Origin of the sequence: Nucisporomicrobium flavum, assembly GCF_016464385.1 — a bacterium.
In the GTDB taxonomy this organism is placed as follows: domain Bacteria; phylum Actinomycetota; class Actinomycetes; order Mycobacteriales; family Micromonosporaceae; genus Actinoplanes; species Actinoplanes flavus_A.
The window spans coordinates 1-14988 of the sequence record NZ_JADMLH010000034.1; the positions used below are offsets into that span (position 1 = coordinate 1).

The following is a 14988-nucleotide window of genomic DNA, read 5'->3' on the forward strand; positions in this document are numbered from 1 at the left end:
CCCGGGTGCGTTCGCCGGCGTCGGCGACGTCCTGCGAGGCGCCGTTGAGGCCGACCGCACCCATGAGTGAACCGCCCATCCAGACTGCGGCGCCGACGTCGTGCAGAGTGCGGATCGTGGTGTGACGGTCGTTCATCTGATGCTCCTTCGTTTGTGGATCGTCGGTGAAGCGGGAGACGATCAGCGCCGTTGCCCGGGGGCGGAGTCGCCGTCGACGTCGATCTGCTCCTTGCGGACCTCGCCGCTCACCGTCTCCTGGTCGGTGACGGTCTTCTTGTTGAGTTTGATTCGCTCGACCGGGACGGTCTCGGTCGTCACGACGGGCCGCTCGGCGCTCAGCGTGAGCTCGTGCTCCTCCTCGCTGATGGCCGGTCCGTCCAGGGCGGCGCCGACGTTGCCTTCGGTGATCGGCTCGCGCTCGATCCGGACCTCCTCGTGGCTGACCGGCACCGTCGCCGACTGCTGCTCGGTGACGACGTACTTGCGCAGCCGCGCGGTGCCGGACTGCTCGGTGCGGGTGCCGGCGACGAGGTGCTCCTCCGAGCGCGTCATGGCAGTGTCCGTGTTCGGGCCGGAGGTGTCCTTGCCGGTGTCGCCGCTGTCCCGGCCGGAGCCGAGACCGTAGTAGGTGTGCAGCTTGTCCGCATCGGCCGGGCTGAGGTCGCGGTCGTCGTCGACCCGCGGGGCGTCCTTGACGCGAGTTTTGTCGAACGGAACCTCGAGCCGGTTGTCGGCCAGGGTCGCCTTCTCCAGCGGCACGAAGGACTCCTTGGTGCCGAGCAGGCCGGTGCGGACGCTGACCCACTTCGGAGCACCCGTACGGTCGTCGAGGTACACCTGGCCGGCGGAACCGATCTTCGTGCCGTCGGGGGCGTAGACGTCGGCGCCGTTCAGGTATTGCAGGTCGGCCTGGGTAATCATGCGTTTCCTTCCGGTGGGCCCGGGGTGCAGCCCGGTGATGGCCGGTCCGTGTGGCCGGTCCATGTGACGTACAGGTGTGACCGCGCGGGTCGGCCGGCGAACAAAGGGCGCTCGGCGAACCCGGGTCGAGGTGGAGGAGGTCCGCGGATCCGGCGGGGACTGCCGGTGGCGGAAAGCTCTGACATCTTTGGGGTGCCCTGGGCGGACCTGCGCAAACCCCGGTGGTGCAGCCGCTATCGCAGGGTGCGGACCTCGTCCGCTTCGCGGCGGACGGCGTCGGCGTCGTGGGCGAGGTCGGGGTCGGTCGCCGGTTGCGGCACGCAGAGCAGGAGTGCTTTCGGCCGTACGGTGACGAGAAGGTGCGTGCCGGGGTCGATGAGGTCGCCGTCGAGCTGGCGGGGCTGAGCCCGGTTGCTGCGGATCTCCACGCGGCCGGCGGTGAAGGTCTCCATCCGGGCGACGGTGTCCTTGCGGCGCAGGACGCCCCAGGCGAGGGCGGCCCAGTGCCGCAGCGTGCGGGGGCTCAGCACGGCGACGTCGAGGAGCCCGTCGTCGGGCTGGGCATCGTTGAGCAGTCGCATGCCACCCTGCAGGCGGCCGACGTTGCCGACGATGACGGTGCGGGGGCGGCGGGTGAACGCCGTGTGGTCGTCGAGTTTGATGCTGATCCGCATGGGCCTGTCGCGTAGGTGTCTGGCGGCTCCGGCGGCGTAGGCGAGCCAGCCGATGTGCTTTTTCGCGGTGGCGTTGGTCGCGTCGAGCATGTGGGCGTCGAAGCCCATGCCGGCCATCACGGCGAAGCTCTGCTCGCCGACGGCGCCGACGTCGATGCGCCGGCGGCCGCCCTGCAGGACGACCTCGACGGCCGTGGCAACGTCGTCGGTCAGTCCCAGATTGGCGGCCAGCGGGTTGCCGGTGCCGGCCGGCAGGACCGCCAGCGCGACGTCGGTTCCGGCGAGAGCGGTCACGCAGGCCATCACCGTACCGTCACCACCGCAGGCGAACACGAGCTCGGCGCCGTCCGAGACCGCCTGGGCGCACTGACCGGCGCCAGGGTCGTCGGCAGTGGTCTCCAGCCACGCCGGCTCAGGCCAGCCGGCGGCCGTCAGCGCGCCGGAGATGGTCCGGCGCAGCTCGTCGAGGTCGGCCACCTTGGTCGGGTTGACGACGACGGCCGTCTGCAGCACACCGGGTTGCGCCGGCGGGGATGTGATCGGTGCTGACATGGCGGGATGTCCTCGTGGTCGGGGAAAGGGGCGGGAAACAGCGGACGCCGCCACCCTGGAACTCGGGGTGGCGGCGCCGGCCGGTGCGATCAGGAGTTGTCGTCGGCGCGGGTGCCGGCCTTGGCCAGTCCGCGGCTGATCATGTAGCCGATGGTCAGCAGCGTGATGTACAGCCAGGCGCGGTCGGCGCGGAAGTAGTCGGCGCTGCTGCCGTTGTCGCCGTTGCCGTTGCCGTCGGCGACCAGCGAGGCGATGAGGATCGCGACCGTGATGACGACGTATGCGATGAACTCGGTGGTCTTGAAGGCGGCCTTGGTCTCGGCCGGGTGGCGGCGCGCAACCCCGTTGGCGGCGGTCACGTCGTGCCGGGAAGTTCGAGTTTGGGACTGGTCAAGAAATTCTCCAAAAGCCATGAAACCGCGACCGGCACATCGTTTGTCGACGGCATGCGGCTGGCGGAAACAATGGGCCGGATGATCGGCCCGGTCGGCGGCAATTATTTGTCGCTGTCAATTCAGGAGTACCCGGAAAGGTGGGGCTCAAACGGTGCAGCAGGACCTGTTCGGCCGAATGGTTCGACGCTCATCGGCCCGTCCTGTGCCATGGGCGGCGGGCCCGGTCAGCCCGCGCTCCGGGGCAGCCGCTTCGCACCGTCCACGACAAGGCCGTCGATGCCGGTCGCCGTCATGACGAACTGGACCTGCGGCGAGGCGTTCCGGATGAGGATCGCCGCGCCGGGAACAGTCGTGCGTGTGCGGACCAGGAAGTGGCAGAGCGTGGCCCCCGCGAACGTGACTCCGGCGAGGTCGAGGACCACTGCGCGCGGCGCCAGCTCACTCAGGCGGGTGACGGCCGCGGCGAGGACCGGGTCGGCGTCGATGTCCAGCGCGCCGACAGGACGCATCCAGACGGTACGGTCGTCCCGCGCGACGATGGTGACGACACACTTGCTGTTCTCCGGCACCACGATGACACCCCTGTTCGGTTGTGGCGGTCGGCTCAGCCGTGGTCCGGTGCCAGGGCGCGTCGGAGCCGGAGCAGCGACCGGGTGAGCAACCGGGAGACGTGCATCTGCGAGATCCCGAGCCGGCCGGCGATCTCGGCCTGCGTGTGATTGCCGTAGAAGCGCAGGATCAGGATCGTCTGGTCCCGCTCCTCGAGGAGACTCATCGCACGCTCGAGCGAGGCGCGCCCCTCGACCATCTCGTACTCGTGGTCGTTTTCGCCCAGCGTGTCGCCCAGGTCGCGGTAGCCCTCGTGGCCCACCGGCGTGGACAACGACGTCGCGGTGTAGGCGAGCGCGCCCTCCAGGCCTTCCAGCACCTGCTCCTCGGTGGTGCCGAGGTACGCGGCGATGTCGGCGACGGTGGGCGACCGGCCCAGCTCGTGAGTCAGCGGGCCCTGTGACGCGTTGATCGCGAGTCGCATCTCCTGGATCCGGCGAGGCACCCGGACATCCCAGGAACGGTCACGGAAGTAGCGCCTGATCTCCCCGACGATGGTCGGGATCGCGTAGCCGACGAAGTCGACCTTCCGGTCCGGGTCGAACCTGTCCACCGCCTTGATGAGTCCCACGGCGGCGGTCTGGATCAGGTCGTCGGTGGGCTGCCCGGGACGGCGGTAGCGCTGCGCGAGCCGGACCGCCAGGGGCAGCCAGGCCTCGACGGCCCGGTCGCGCAGCGCCGACCGCGCGGGGTGGTCGAGAGGAAGGGAGGACATCGCCGCCAGAACGTCGGACGGCGAGGAGTCGAGCGGGCAGGAAACGCCGAAAATGGGGCCGCCAGCACCTTCAGGCATGAGAGTCCCTCGATCAAAGAGGTCTTCGATGCCGAAGTCTGGGGCAACGGGCTCCCACGGAGCCGCGCATGTCTCAGTGTAGACCCGCCGGTGCGCTTTCGAGCGGTCGGCGGCAACACCGGTCAACCGGCGTGCTGGACCCCGGCGAGCAGTTCGGGCGTGTGGCGCTTGTCGTTCGGGTCGGCCGCGGCGGCCAGCGTCGTGTCGGCCGATGCCCGGCTGGCGTTCGGCGGGACCACCAGCAGGTCGAAACGGTCACGCCCGAAGTCGCTCATGATGGTGATCAGGCCCGCCGGTTGGGAGGTGAACCAGCCCAGACGCACCGCCCGGCCGCCGGCGGTGGCCCGGCGCGGATGGGGGAGATCCCACTCGCCGGCGTTCAACAGCACGTGGGTGATCGGGCCGCGGAGATCGGCAGGGCATCGACCAGCGCGGGAAGCTCCGCGACCACGTCGGTGGACCGGGGCCACCACGCTCCGTCGAGGACGGTGGTGCGGGACGGCACCGGGTCCATTCGCAGGCGTACGGCATCGTCCGGTACTCGTGAAGTGCTGGTCGTGGTCCTCATCAGCGGATTGCCTTCCGGTCGGCGACGTCCGCGCCATCAAAAGGGCGGGCGCGGTGCGCTCGTCGGAGGAGACGTCGAGAAGTCGGTGTCTTTTCACCCTACGTGCGCCCATTTCGGCAGTGCGTATCGTCGGCCGGCCATCGTTGATGACCACGGTGCGCAGAGTCGACGGCGGCGCCTTGGTCATCCGGGTGGCGCCCGGCAACCGGTTTACTGAGTCCGCCCGCGGGTAACCCTTGCAGTACTGCGCCAGCCGCCTCGGGCGGTGACGCGCCGGCCGTCCAGACTCCGCGGCCTCATCGTCAGTTCACGTTTGCCGGGCTCCGCGCCATCGCCGTACCCGGCAAGCAGGTTTTTAGGAGTCGCGCGATGAGCGCATCGGTAATACAGCGGCCGAAGGTCGCCGGCAGTGATTTCGCCGCGCTGAACCGCCAGATCGCCCGGTCCGGGCTGCTGGAACGCAGGCCCGCCTACTACGCCGTACGCATGAGTGTCGTCGCAGTGATGCTCGCCGGTGTGTGGGTCGCCTTCGCAGTGATCGGTTCGTCGTGGTGGAGCATCGCGGTGGCCGGGTTGTTGGGGGTGGCGTTCTCGCAGACGGCCCTGCTGGCCCACGACATCGCCCACCGGCAGGTGTTCCGCACCAAGACGCCCAGCGCCACGGCGGGCCGGATCGCCGCGAACGTCGCTGTCGGGATGAGTTACGGCTGGTGGATGGATAAGCACACCCGCCATCACAACAACCCCAATCACGACGATCTCGACCCGGACGTTCAGCCCGAGCTGTTGATCTGGGCCACCGAGTCGGCGTGGGGCCGGCGCGGGATCAAGGGCTTCGTCAACCGTCATCAGGCGGGGCTGTTCTTTCCCTTGCTGACGTTGCTCAGCATCGACCTGCGCATCTCCAGTATCAAGGCGCTACGTCGTCCGGGTATGAAGCGCCGCGGCCTCGAAGCGGGTCTGATGGCCGGCCATCTGATCGCCTACGTGGCCGCGCTGCTGCTGGTGCTGTCCCCGTTGCAGGCACTGGTGTTCTTCCTCGTGCACCACGCGGTGTTCGGCGTCTACCTGGGAATGACCTTCGCCCCCAACCACAAGGGGATGCCGCACCCGACCGGCGACGAGGACTACCTGCGCAAGCAGGTGGTGACCTCCCGCAACGTCAAGGGTGGCCGGCTGACCGACCTGGCCCTCGGCGGACTGAACTACCAGATCGAGCACCACCTCTTCCCGGCGATGCCCACCCCGAATCTGCCCAAGGCGCAGCCCATCGTCAGGGAGTACTGCGAACGAGCCGGAATCCCCTATGTGGAGACGAGCTTGATCGAGTCGTACCGGCAGGCCCTGCAGCATCTGCACGCCGTCGGCGCCCCGCTGCGGGCGATGTCCCGCTGACGTCCTTTCCGGCCCACCGCCGGAACACTCATGCTTTGCTCTGCAGTCTGGTGGATCCTGCGGGCCGCCGTCAGAGGGGGGACACTGGTCGGCCTGCAGGATCGCCTCGCGCATCCGGCTCCCTGCGTTCGTCCTTGGACGAAGGAGTGAGCGGTGCCCGGGGACACCCACTTCGTAGGAGGCTGCCATCACCGACACCCGACCCAAGAATCCGCGAGCGAACCGGCCGGGACGCCTCGGCCCGGCGGACCGCCGTGCGGCCCTGGCCGCGCCGGGTGAGGCGGACGGATTCGTCAGCCGGACGGAACTCGCCGGCGGTTCGCGGCTGCACGTCCGCCGGCGGTCGGCCGACCCGGCCGCAACGCCTTGGGTGCTGCTGCACGGTCTCGCGGTGTCGCACCGCTACCTGATGCCGACCGCACGCCGTTTGGGACCAGGCTCGGTTTACGTGCCAGACCTACCTGGCTTCGGCCTGTCCGGCAAACCGGCGGTCGTCGCTGATGTCGGTGCGCACGCCGCGACGGTCGCCGCATTGATGGACGCGCTCGGCATCGGCCGCGCCGCCGTGCTCGGGAACTCGTTCGGCGGGCAGGTCGCCGCCGAGCTGGCCGTGCGCCGCCCGGACCTGGTCGGCGCGCTGATCCTCGTCGGACCGACCACCGACCCGGCCGCCGCCACCGCCTGGGGGCAGACCAGGCGGCTGCTGCATGACCTGATTTACGAGGACGTGCGGCAGATTCCCATTCTCGCGAGGGACATCCGGGAAGCCGGAACCCGGCGCATCCGCACCACCCTCCGCCACGCGGTGGCCGACGACATCTACGGCAAACTGCCGGCGATCCACGTGCCGACCATGCTCCTGCGCGGCAGCCGGGACCCGATCGCACCGCACTCCTGGCTCGCCCGCATGACCGTGCGTCTGGAAGGGGTGTCGGTGGTGACGGTCGACGGCGCCGCCCACAACGTCGTGACGACGGCCGGCGCCGAGACGGCCGCCGCGGTCAGAAGTTTCGTCCGGTCCCGGGCGCCGGCGGCCTGAGACACCCCGCCCGGATCAGCGGCCGCCCAGATCCGGGAGAGCCGGCAGGCTGGTGACGATGGTGCCCGCCACCTCGCCGAGGCGCCGGTTGTTGCGCCGGGCGAAGTCACGGATCAGCGTGAACGCTTCGTCCGGGCTCACCGCGCGGGCTTGGGCGACGATGCCCTTTGCCTGCTCGATGACGACGCGGCTGTTCAGGGCCCCCTGCAACTGGCCGGTGAGCACTTCGCCGCGGCGGATGGCGCGTTCCTGCAACAGGCCGATCACGGCGACGTCGGCGAGCGACTGCACGATCTGGGCGTCCGCGTCGTCCAGTTCGGTGGAGCTGCCGAACACGCCCATCGCGCCGATCACCTGCTTGCGCAGCCGCAGCGGGAAGGCGTGCACCGACTCGAAGCCGGCCAGGGCGGCGCGGGGTGCGAACCCGGGCCACTTCTCCGTCGCCGCGGCCAGGTTGACGTTGGTCACCGGGCGGGCGGTGCGGAAGGCGTCGAGGCAGGGGCCGTCGCCGTACTGCAGCTGGAACAACTCCATCAGCCGGGCACTCTCGTCGGAGGCGGCCATGAACGTCAACCGATCGCGGTGATCGGCGAGCATCAGCCCGACCTCACCGGTGTCGAACAGGCCGGCCACCCGCCGGGTGAGCATCTGCAGGAATTCCACCACGTCGAACTCGTCGACGAGTGTGTCGGCGACATCGACGAACAGGGTCGCCAGCCGCTCGGGGGAAACGGTGGTCACAGCGGTATACCGCCCCTTCTGGCGAATACGACTGCGGTCATGACTGGCCGCCGTCGAACGAAACCCTACGCGCGACCACGTCGCGTGCGACGTCTCCTAACGGCTTGTCCTCGGCGTACGCGTAAGCGCGCAATCGGGCCAGCGCATCCACCAAGGAGGTACCCACCTGGACCGCGACCATCCCCTGCGCCTGGAACAACTCCGCGCGCTGCCCCACCACCTCGTCCTCCAGACCGTCGGCGGCCGACCCGGGCACCGCCCGAGCCTGACCGTCGAGCAGCGTCGTCACAGCCACGTCGGCGAAGGTCAGCGCGTCACGGAGCTCCCCGGCCGTCAGGGAACCCGCCTCGCGGCGGAAGACGTCGAGGGCTCCGAGCCGTGCAGCGCCGATCTGCAACGGGAACGCGAACACCGCCCGCACCCCCGTGTCGTGCAGGGCGGACGCGTAGCCCGGCCACCGTCCCATCGCGCCGTCCGCGAGATCGGGCACGAGCACGGGCTGACGACTGGTGACCGCGTCGAGGCAGGGGCCCTCGCCGAGCGTGAACTGCAGCTCCTCCAGCGGCTCGTAGGCCGGCTCGGACACCGCGGCCACGCCCCGCATGCCGTCCCCGGCCAGCACGCTGACCCCGGCGCCGGAGGCGGACAGGGCCCGCCCGGCGGCGGTGCACAGCCGGCGCAGCCGGCCGGCGACGCCGTGGCCGTCGCCGGGACGCGCCGGCTCGTCAGCGACCAGGCGGTGCACCCGGACGGCGCGCTCATCCACGACGCCCACCGGGTGGTCCGCCGCGCCGCGCTCGGGCGGCTCGAGGACGCGGGTGGTCTCTCATGGCTGCACCTCTCCCTCGATCGGGGAACCGCCGAGGTCCAGGGCAGCAGCTTGTCCGAAGTAACTGGTAGGCGTCACCCTACGCCCACGTCGCGGCGCGGGTGAGAAGGCCCGCTCAAGCGGGCCGGTCGCCGGTGCCGCCGGCCGTGGGGCTGGCGGTCGGCTGCGAGCCGCCGGGGCGTACGGGGCCGGCGGCGTCTCGGATGCTGTCCCGGGCGGCCCCGGCAACGACCTGCGAAGTGAAGCCGAATTCCTGGTAGAGCCGCTGGTAGTCGGCGGAGGCGCCGAAGTGCTCGAGGCTGACGATGTGGCCGGCGTCGCCGACGATGTCGCGCCAGCCCTGTCCGACGCCGGCCTCGACGCTGACCCGGGCGCGCAGCGTGGGCGGCAGGACCTCGTCACGGTAGGCGGACGGCTGCTGGGCGAACCACTCCCGGCACGGCATGGAGACCACGCGGACGGTGAGGCCCTCGGCTTCAAGCAGCTCCCGGGCGTCGAGTGCGACCTGCACCTCGGATCCGGTGCCCACGAGGACGACGTCCGCGTCGGTGCCCGCTCCGGCCAGGACGTAGCCGCCACGGGCAGCGTCGGCAGCCGAGGCGTACGCCTGGGGGCCACGCTCGAGCACCGGAAGGTTCTGACGGGAGAGGACCAAGCCGGCGGGCCGGTCGGTGTGTTCGAGGATAGTGCGCCAGCAGACCGCGGTCTCGTTGGCGTCGCCGGGCCGGACGACGTCGAGGCCGGGGATGGCGCGCAGCGCGGCGAGGTGCTCGACGGGCTGGTGGGTCGGGCCGTCCTCACCGAGGCCGATGGAGTCGTGGGTCCAGACGTAGGTGGCGGGAAGCTGCATCAGCGCGGCCAGCCGGACGGCGGGTCGCATGTAGTCGCTGAACACCAGGAACGTGCCGCCGTAGGGGCGGGTCAGGCTCTGCAGGGCGATGCCGTTGAGGATGGCGCCCATGGCGTGCTCGCGGATGCCGAAGTGCAGGGTCCGGCCGTACGGGCCGCCGGCCCACTCGCGAGTCTGCCGGGCGGCCGGGATGAAGGAGGCCTCGCCGGTCATGGTGGTGTTGTTGCTCTCGGCCAGGTCGGCGGACCCGCCCCACAGCTCCGGGAGAACCGGCGCGAGCGCGGTGAGCACCTCACCGGAGGCCTTGCGGGTGGCCATACCCTTCGGGTCGGGCGCGAAGGTCGGCAGCGCCGCCGTCCAGTCGTCCGGCAACTGTCGCTTGAGCAGGCGGTCCAGAAGCGCGGCGCGCTCCGGGTGGGCGCCGCGCCAAGCCTCGAAACCCGACAACCACTCCCGGTGTACGCGGGCACCGCGCGCGACGACCTCGCGCGTGTGCGCCAGGACGTCGTCGTCGACCGCGAACGAGACATCCGGGTCGAAGCCGATCAGGCGCTTCGTCGCGGCGATCTCGTCGGCGCCGAGAGCGGAGCCGTGGGCCTTGCCGGTGTTGCGCTTGGTCGGTGCGGGCCACCCGATGATCGTCCGGAGCTGGATGAGCGACGGCCGGTCGGTCTCCGCCTTCGCCGCCGCGACTGCCGAGCGGAGCGCGTCGACGTCCTCGACATAATCACCGGTCCGGGTCCAGTCGACGGTCTGTACGTGCCAGCCGTAGGCGGTGTAACGGGCCGGGACGTCCTCGCTGAAGGAGATGCCGGTGTCGTCCTCGATCGAGATGCGGTTGGCGTCGTAGAACACCACCAGGTTGCCCAGCTGCTGGTGTCCGGCCAGCGAACTCGCCTCGGCGGTGAGTCCCTCCATGAGGTCGCCGTCGGAGGCGATCACGTACACGTGGTGGTCGAACGGGCTCTGTCCCGGCGCGGCGTCCGGGTCGAGCAGTCCACGCTCGCGGCGGGCGGCCATGGCCATGCCGACGGCACTGGCGAGGCCCTGGCCGAGCGGCCCGGTCGTGATCTCGACACCGCGGGTGTGCCGGAACTCGGGGTGCCCCGGTGTGGCGGAGCCCCAGGTGCGCAGGGCGCGCAGGTCGTCGAGTTCGAGGCCGTACCCGCTGAGGTACAGCTGGGTGTACAGGGTGAGGCTGGTGTGCCCGGCGGACAGCACGAACCGGTCCCGGCCGAGCCACTGGTCGTCGTTCGGGTCGTGCCGCATCACGTCGTGAAAGAGGAGGTACGCCAGCGGCGCCAGGCTCATCGCCGTGCCCGGGTGACCGTTACCCACCTTCTGGACGGCGTCGGCGGCCAGCAGCCGGGCGGTGTCCACGGCACGCACGTCCAGGGCGGACCAGCCCACGTCCTCCGCGATCGGCGCCGGCACCTGCCGGACGAGCGGGGACGGGGAAGGGCGTAACTCGGTCATGGCGATTTCCTCAATCTGGCGACGGAGCGTGAGCCGGACAGCGGTCACGCCGGATGAGCACCCGGCCGGTTGCCGGCGGTGACGTCCGAAGAACTGCTCGAAGGAGGCGAAACGCCATGGATTTACAGCGTGCCCGGCGTGCGGGCCGCTAAACGCCGGAGGACGCCTCGCGGGCCGTGCTCGCGGCGGACGCCCGGACGGCGTACCGTGCATATGTCGCTCCAGACCCCGGTGGCTGACGCCTCGCCGCCCGGCGGAGGACTCCAGGAGGCGACGTGTTGTTATCCCGGATGAGAGACTCGACTCGTGAAGCGACCAGGACATCCGGCCACCGACTGCATCTGCGCGTAGCGTGGCCGATCGGTCGCCGCTCCCGCCGTCGGAGCGAGGCGGCGCTGCCGGAGGACGACCTCGACGACTTCTACGACAACGCGCCGTGCGGCTTCGTTTCAACGCTGCCGGACGGCACGATCGTGAAGGTCAACGCCACCCTGCTCGCCTGGGTCGGAGCGGCCGGCGAGGACCTGATCGGCCGGCGTCGCTTCACCGACCTGCTCACTCCCGGCAGCCGTCTTCGCTACGAGACGCGGTATGCACCCCTACTGCGGCTCCAGGGGGAGACGAGCGGCGTCGCGCTGGAGCTGCAAACCGACGGAGACGCGCCGCTGCCGGTCCTGACCACCTCTACCGTCGAAATGCGCCGCGCCGGCGCTCCGCTGATGATCCGCACCACCGTCTTCGACGCGCGCGAGTGGCGCGCGTACGAGAGGCAGTTGCTGGCCGCCCGGCAGGTGGCCGACCTCGAACGGGACCGGCTCCGGCTGGTGGTCGCCGGGCTTCAACGCAGTCTGCTGCCCACCTCGCTGGCGGTTCCGCCCGGCATGACGACGGCGTCCCACTACCACATGGCTTCCGCCGATGAGGTCGGCGGCGACTTCTATGACCTCTTCCCGCTGTCGGGCGATCGGTGGGGCTTCTTCCTCGGCGACGTCCGAGGAAAGGGGGTGGCGGCCGCCGCGGTGACCGCCGCCGCCCGGTACACCTTGCGTGCGGCCGCCGTCTACGACTCCGAGCCGGTCGCCGTGCTGCGGAATCTCAACACCGTGCTGTACCAGGACTACGCCGCGCCGGGGCACCGGCACTGCACCGTCATCGTCGGCATTCTCGAACGGCAGGGCGGCGGCTACACGGCCACGGTGGCCTCTGGTGGCCACCCGCCGGCTCTCGTCGTGCGCGCCGACGGCTCGGCCGCTTATCACACCACGGACGGAGGCACTCTGGTCGGCATCCTGGCCGAGCCGCGCCTGGTTGCCCGGACGATCTCGCTGGGCGCGGGCGACACGCTGATTCTGTACAGCGACGGCCTGACCGAGGCACGGACTGCCACCGGCGCGCGGTACGGCGACGAGGCGCTGCGGGACTTCGCGCAGGGTCTGGGCCCGACCAGCGCCCCGGTGGTCGTCAAGGCACTGGCCGGCCTGCTCGGCACGTTCGCCCAGGTCGACGACGACGTCGCGGTGATCGCGCTGTCGGTGAACGGGCCCACCTCGCGATCGCACTGAATCGGCGACCTCGAACCGCCCGGCGTTCAGGGGCTGCCGGGGCGGTCCAGCGCCGACCACACCACCTTGCCGGTGGCCAGGGCCGTCGAGCCCCAGGCCGCGGACACGGCGTCGACCAGTTGCAGGCCACGGCCGCCGACACCGGCCGATCCGGCCTGCCGGGCCACGGCGTGGGTGGCTGAGCCGTCGAAGACGGCGATATGCAGGTGGCACGACCGCAACCGGATCTGCAACGTCATCATCGTGTTCGCATGCATCGACGCATTGGTCACCAGCTCACTGATCACCAGTGCCGCGTTGCCGACCAGGCTGGGCTCGTCCCACCGCAGGCATGCTTCGGTGACCACGTCGCGGGCCCGGCGCGCGGCACCGGCGATCGGCAGCAGGTCCTCGGTGATCGACGGCACCGCCACCATCGCAGCCGCCCGGCCGGCGGCGACACTGTCGAAAAGCAGTCTCGGATCCACCGCGCCCGCACCCAGCAGATTCCTCATTTCGGTGGTCGGCGCGCAGATCAGAACCGACACGTCAGGCCATTGCAGCGCCTCGATCATGATGCTCGCGAACAGGGCGATGGTCTCCGTATCGTTCACCGCCAAGGCCGACACGTCGATCAGCACCGCAGCCTGACCCTGCTGCCGTGCTTCTCCCAACAGTCTGTGCAGCAACGTACTGGCCGCCGTGGTCAGGTTCCCGCTCAGGGCCAGGACCGGCAGGCCGTCCTGAACGCCATAAGCCCAGGTCAAGGCGTATCGCTAACGGATGACATCGCTTTCCCTCTGCCGGGCACCCTGTGCGGAGTCACAAGCTGACCAGCCCTAGCCGGGTGCGTTGAACGGAAGTGGACGTCTCCGACATGTGGCGCATGCCCGCCGGTGACCAGAGCAAACACCTGGAGTCGCGCATGTCGTGTCGTCGATCAGCCGGCCCCCTCGCCGCGGCGCTGGTCGCAGGCGTTCTCACCAGCTTGCAACTGCACCGCGCGGGCGAGGTACGAACGGCGAAGGTGTAGGCCGGAGTAGCGTAGGAGCGACCGTAGCGCCACATGGCCTGCGGCTTCCCTGTCACCAGCGCCCGGTCCGGCATCGGCCACCGGAGCCCTGCATTCGGCAGACCGACGAATTTCCTGGGAGAACCACCATTACGATCGCCACCACCACTCAGCCGTCCGCTGAGCTTTCTTCTCCGGCCGTTCGCTCCGACGCCCGCCTGCGGATCGCGGGACGCACCATGTCGTACACGACCGCGGGCGCGGGGGAGCCGCTGTTGTTGCTCCACGGCCTCGGCGGCACCCGTCGTACCTGGGACCACCTGATCGACGCGCTCGCCGCCACCCACACCGTCATCGCTCCGGATCTCCCCGGCCACGGCGACTCCGACGCACCGGGTGGTGACTACTCGCTCGGAGCGCACGCTACGGCCGTACGGGACCTGCTGGTCGCCCTCGGCCATGCGTCGGCGACCGTCGTCGGCCACAGCCTGGGTGGCGGGATCGCGTTGCAGTTCGCCTATCAGTTCCCCGACCGGGTCAGCCGGCTCGTGCTGGTCAGCAGTGGTGGGCTCGGTTCTCAGCTGACCCCGATGCTGCGCGGCGCGACGCTGCCGGGCGCGCAAGGTTTCGTGGCGGCGCTGGCCCGTGTGCCGCAGCCGGTGACCCGCCGGGTGCTGCCGCTGTTGACAGCGATGATGCCAAGCCTGCTGGCCGGGCCGGACGCCGACGCGGTCGCCGAGGGCCTTCAGCTGCTCACCCACCGCGGCCGGCGCCAGTCGTTCGTGCGGACGGCACGCGCCGTCATCACCTGGCGGGGACAGGCCGTCAACGCCACCGAGCACCTCAACCAACTCTCCGGGCTGCCGGTGCTGCTCGCCTGGGGCAGCGACGACAAGACGATCCCGCCGCACCACCACCGCGCCGCGGCGGACCTGCTCACCGAGCCGTACCTGGTCGAGATCCCCGGCGCGGGCCACTATCCGCACGAGACCGCGCCGGAACAGCTCCTGCCTACGCTGCTGCGTTTCCTGGCGGTCACCGAGCCCTTCCGGTACACCGAGGCCCGCTGGCGACAGCTCCTGGCTTCGACGCCGGGTTGACGATCCGCGGCTCCCTCGGGGGTCAAGCGGTTCCACGCCGGCGGGCCGGCCGGTCGGGCAGTAGGCGTTCCTCGAGGGCGAGTTCACGCTCCAGCACGCGCAGTCCCTCATCGGGCAGCCGGCCGGCGTCCCGCCGGCGTAAAAGCTCCTCCAGCTGCGCGGTGATCGCCACCTGCCGAACGTGCAGGGCAGCTTCGTAACGAGGCGAGACCGGCGAGACCTTCGGGTCGCTGTCCTGGAGCGCGGCCAGCCGTCTCCGATATCGGGCCAGCCGGGCGTGTCCCGCTCATCGTGTCGATCAGGTAAGGATGATTTCGGCGCGAAGTGCGCCGTGACCGGTCCCCGCGTATCGTCGTCGGTGTGGCCGGTCAACGGCCGGCGCCCCAGCCCTCGGCGTGTGGAGATCTGTGCACGTAAGGGGTTGGCCATGAGGCGGCACTCGACGTCCTGCTGCACCGTCATGGTCACGGCAGGCCCGCAGTCACCCGCGGGT

The 14988-nt window shown here is 70.4% G+C and carries 16 protein-coding genes; 4 read left to right on the forward strand and 12 right to left on the reverse strand.

Translation table 11 applies throughout. From position 1 onward, the window contains the following. Window positions 1-180 precede the first annotated feature (180 nt). From IT780_RS40500 to IT780_RS42940, 7 genes are all read right to left on the reverse strand, one after another. A complete protein-coding gene (locus IT780_RS40500) occupies window positions 181-921 on the reverse strand; it encodes a DUF2382 domain-containing protein (RefSeq protein ID WP_199517207.1) in 741 nt (246 codons plus the stop codon). Window positions 922-1154: 233 nt separating this feature from the next. After that, window positions 1155-2147, reverse strand: a complete 993-nt coding sequence (locus IT780_RS40505; RefSeq protein ID WP_199517208.1) for a diacylglycerol/lipid kinase family protein — start codon at window positions 2145-2147, stop codon at window positions 1155-1157. 89 nt (window positions 2148-2236) lie between these two features. Next, window positions 2237-2506 (reverse strand): hypothetical protein, encoded by a 270-nt coding sequence (locus IT780_RS40510; RefSeq protein ID WP_199517209.1) that lies wholly within the window; start codon window positions 2504-2506, stop codon window positions 2237-2239. Between the two features lie 260 nt (window positions 2507-2766). Next, complete coding sequence (locus tag IT780_RS40515) at window positions 2767-3114, reverse strand: STAS domain-containing protein (RefSeq protein WP_199517210.1); 348 nt, start codon at window positions 3112-3114, stop codon at window positions 2767-2769. Window positions 3115-3146: 32 nt separating this feature from the next. After that, window positions 3147-3944: a SigB/SigF/SigG family RNA polymerase sigma factor gene (locus IT780_RS40520; RefSeq protein WP_199517211.1), complete on the reverse strand. Its 798-nt coding sequence runs from the start codon at window positions 3942-3944 to the stop codon at window positions 3147-3149. Window positions 3945-4066: 122 nt separating this feature from the next. Next, window positions 4067-4333, reverse strand: a complete 267-nt coding sequence (locus tag IT780_RS40525) for a DUF5994 family protein (protein ID WP_199517212.1) — start codon at window positions 4331-4333, stop codon at window positions 4067-4069. After that, entirely contained in the window at window positions 4324-4512 is a 189-nt protein-coding gene (locus tag IT780_RS42940; RefSeq protein ID WP_199517213.1) for a DUF5994 family protein, read from the reverse strand. Before IT780_RS42940 ends, IT780_RS40525 begins: the two co-directional genes overlap by 10 nt. A 369-nt stretch (window positions 4513-4881) precedes the next feature. Here IT780_RS42940 and IT780_RS40535 point away from each other — a divergent pair, with 369 nt between their 5' ends. Together IT780_RS40535 and IT780_RS40540 are read left to right on the forward strand one after the other, a co-directional pair. After that, entirely contained in the window at window positions 4882-5907 is a 1026-nt protein-coding gene (locus IT780_RS40535; protein ID WP_199517214.1) for a fatty acid desaturase family protein, read from the forward strand. 370 nt (window positions 5908-6277) lie between these two features. After that, on the forward strand, window positions 6278-6946 hold the full coding sequence (locus tag IT780_RS40540) for an alpha/beta fold hydrolase (protein ID WP_307831660.1): 669 nt from the start codon (window positions 6278-6280) through the stop codon (window positions 6944-6946). 15 nt (window positions 6947-6961) lie between these two features. On the opposite strand, the gene IT780_RS40545 is transcribed toward IT780_RS40540, so the two are convergent. The 3 genes from IT780_RS40545 to tkt form a co-directional block, all read right to left on the reverse strand. Beyond that, window positions 6962-7687 (reverse strand): GAF and ANTAR domain-containing protein, encoded by a 726-nt coding sequence (locus IT780_RS40545; RefSeq protein WP_199517215.1) that lies wholly within the window; start codon window positions 7685-7687, stop codon window positions 6962-6964. A 37-nt stretch (window positions 7688-7724) separates the two neighbouring features. Beyond that, entirely contained in the window at window positions 7725-8453 is a 729-nt protein-coding gene (locus IT780_RS40550) for a GAF and ANTAR domain-containing protein (RefSeq protein ID WP_307831661.1), read from the reverse strand. 178 nt (window positions 8454-8631) lie between these two features. Beyond that, window positions 8632-10842, reverse strand: a complete 2211-nt coding sequence (tkt, locus tag IT780_RS40555) for a transketolase (RefSeq protein ID WP_199517217.1) — start codon at window positions 10840-10842, stop codon at window positions 8632-8634. A 290-nt stretch (window positions 10843-11132) separates the two neighbouring features. Between tkt and IT780_RS40560 the strand changes: the two genes are divergently transcribed. After that, window positions 11133-12404: a PP2C family protein-serine/threonine phosphatase gene (locus tag IT780_RS40560; RefSeq protein WP_199517219.1), complete on the forward strand. Its 1272-nt coding sequence runs from the start codon at window positions 11133-11135 to the stop codon at window positions 12402-12404. A gap of 26 nt (window positions 12405-12430) precedes the next feature. Here IT780_RS40560 and IT780_RS40565 read toward each other — a convergent pair whose 3' ends face one another. Then, complete coding sequence (locus IT780_RS40565) at window positions 12431-13150, reverse strand: STAS domain-containing protein (protein WP_199517220.1); 720 nt, start codon at window positions 13148-13150, stop codon at window positions 12431-12433. Window positions 13151-13634: 484 nt separating this feature from the next. On the opposite strand from IT780_RS40565, the gene IT780_RS40570 reads away from it, so the two are divergent. After that, a complete protein-coding gene (locus IT780_RS40570; protein WP_199517221.1) occupies window positions 13635-14495 on the forward strand; it encodes an alpha/beta fold hydrolase in 861 nt (286 codons plus the stop codon). 22 nt (window positions 14496-14517) lie between these two features. Here IT780_RS40570 and IT780_RS40575 read toward each other — a convergent pair whose 3' ends face one another. Next, window positions 14518-14667: a hypothetical protein gene (locus tag IT780_RS40575; RefSeq protein ID WP_199517222.1), complete on the reverse strand. Its 150-nt coding sequence runs from the start codon at window positions 14665-14667 to the stop codon at window positions 14518-14520. Window positions 14668-14988: the final 321 nt, after the last annotated feature.

Bases quoted from the DNA above. Each gene is read 5' to 3' on its own strand.
- IT780_RS40520 (WP_199517211.1), bottom strand. From the start codon at position 3,944: ATGCCTGAAGGTGCTGGCGGCCCCATTTTCGGCGTTTCCTGCCCGCTC.
- IT780_RS40570 (WP_199517221.1), top strand. From the start codon at position 13,635: ATGTCGTACACGACCGCGGGCGCGGGGGAGCCGCTGTTGTTGCTCCAC.
- IT780_RS40500 (WP_199517207.1), bottom strand. From the start codon at position 921: ATGATTACCCAGGCCGACCTGCAATACCTGAACGGCGCCGACGTCTAC.
- IT780_RS42940 (WP_199517213.1), bottom strand. From the start codon at position 4,512: ATGAGGACCACGACCAGCACTTCACGAGTACCGGACGATGCCGTACGC.
- IT780_RS40505 (WP_199517208.1), bottom strand. From the start codon at position 2,147: ATGTCAGCACCGATCACATCCCCGCCGGCGCAACCCGGTGTGCTGCAG.
- IT780_RS40560 (WP_199517219.1), top strand. From the start codon at position 11,133: ATGAGAGACTCGACTCGTGAAGCGACCAGGACATCCGGCCACCGACTG.
- tkt (WP_199517217.1), bottom strand. From the start codon at position 10,842: ATGACCGAGTTACGCCCTTCCCCGTCCCCGCTCGTCCGGCAGGTGCCG.
- IT780_RS40535 (WP_199517214.1), top strand. From the start codon at position 4,882: ATGAGCGCATCGGTAATACAGCGGCCGAAGGTCGCCGGCAGTGATTTC.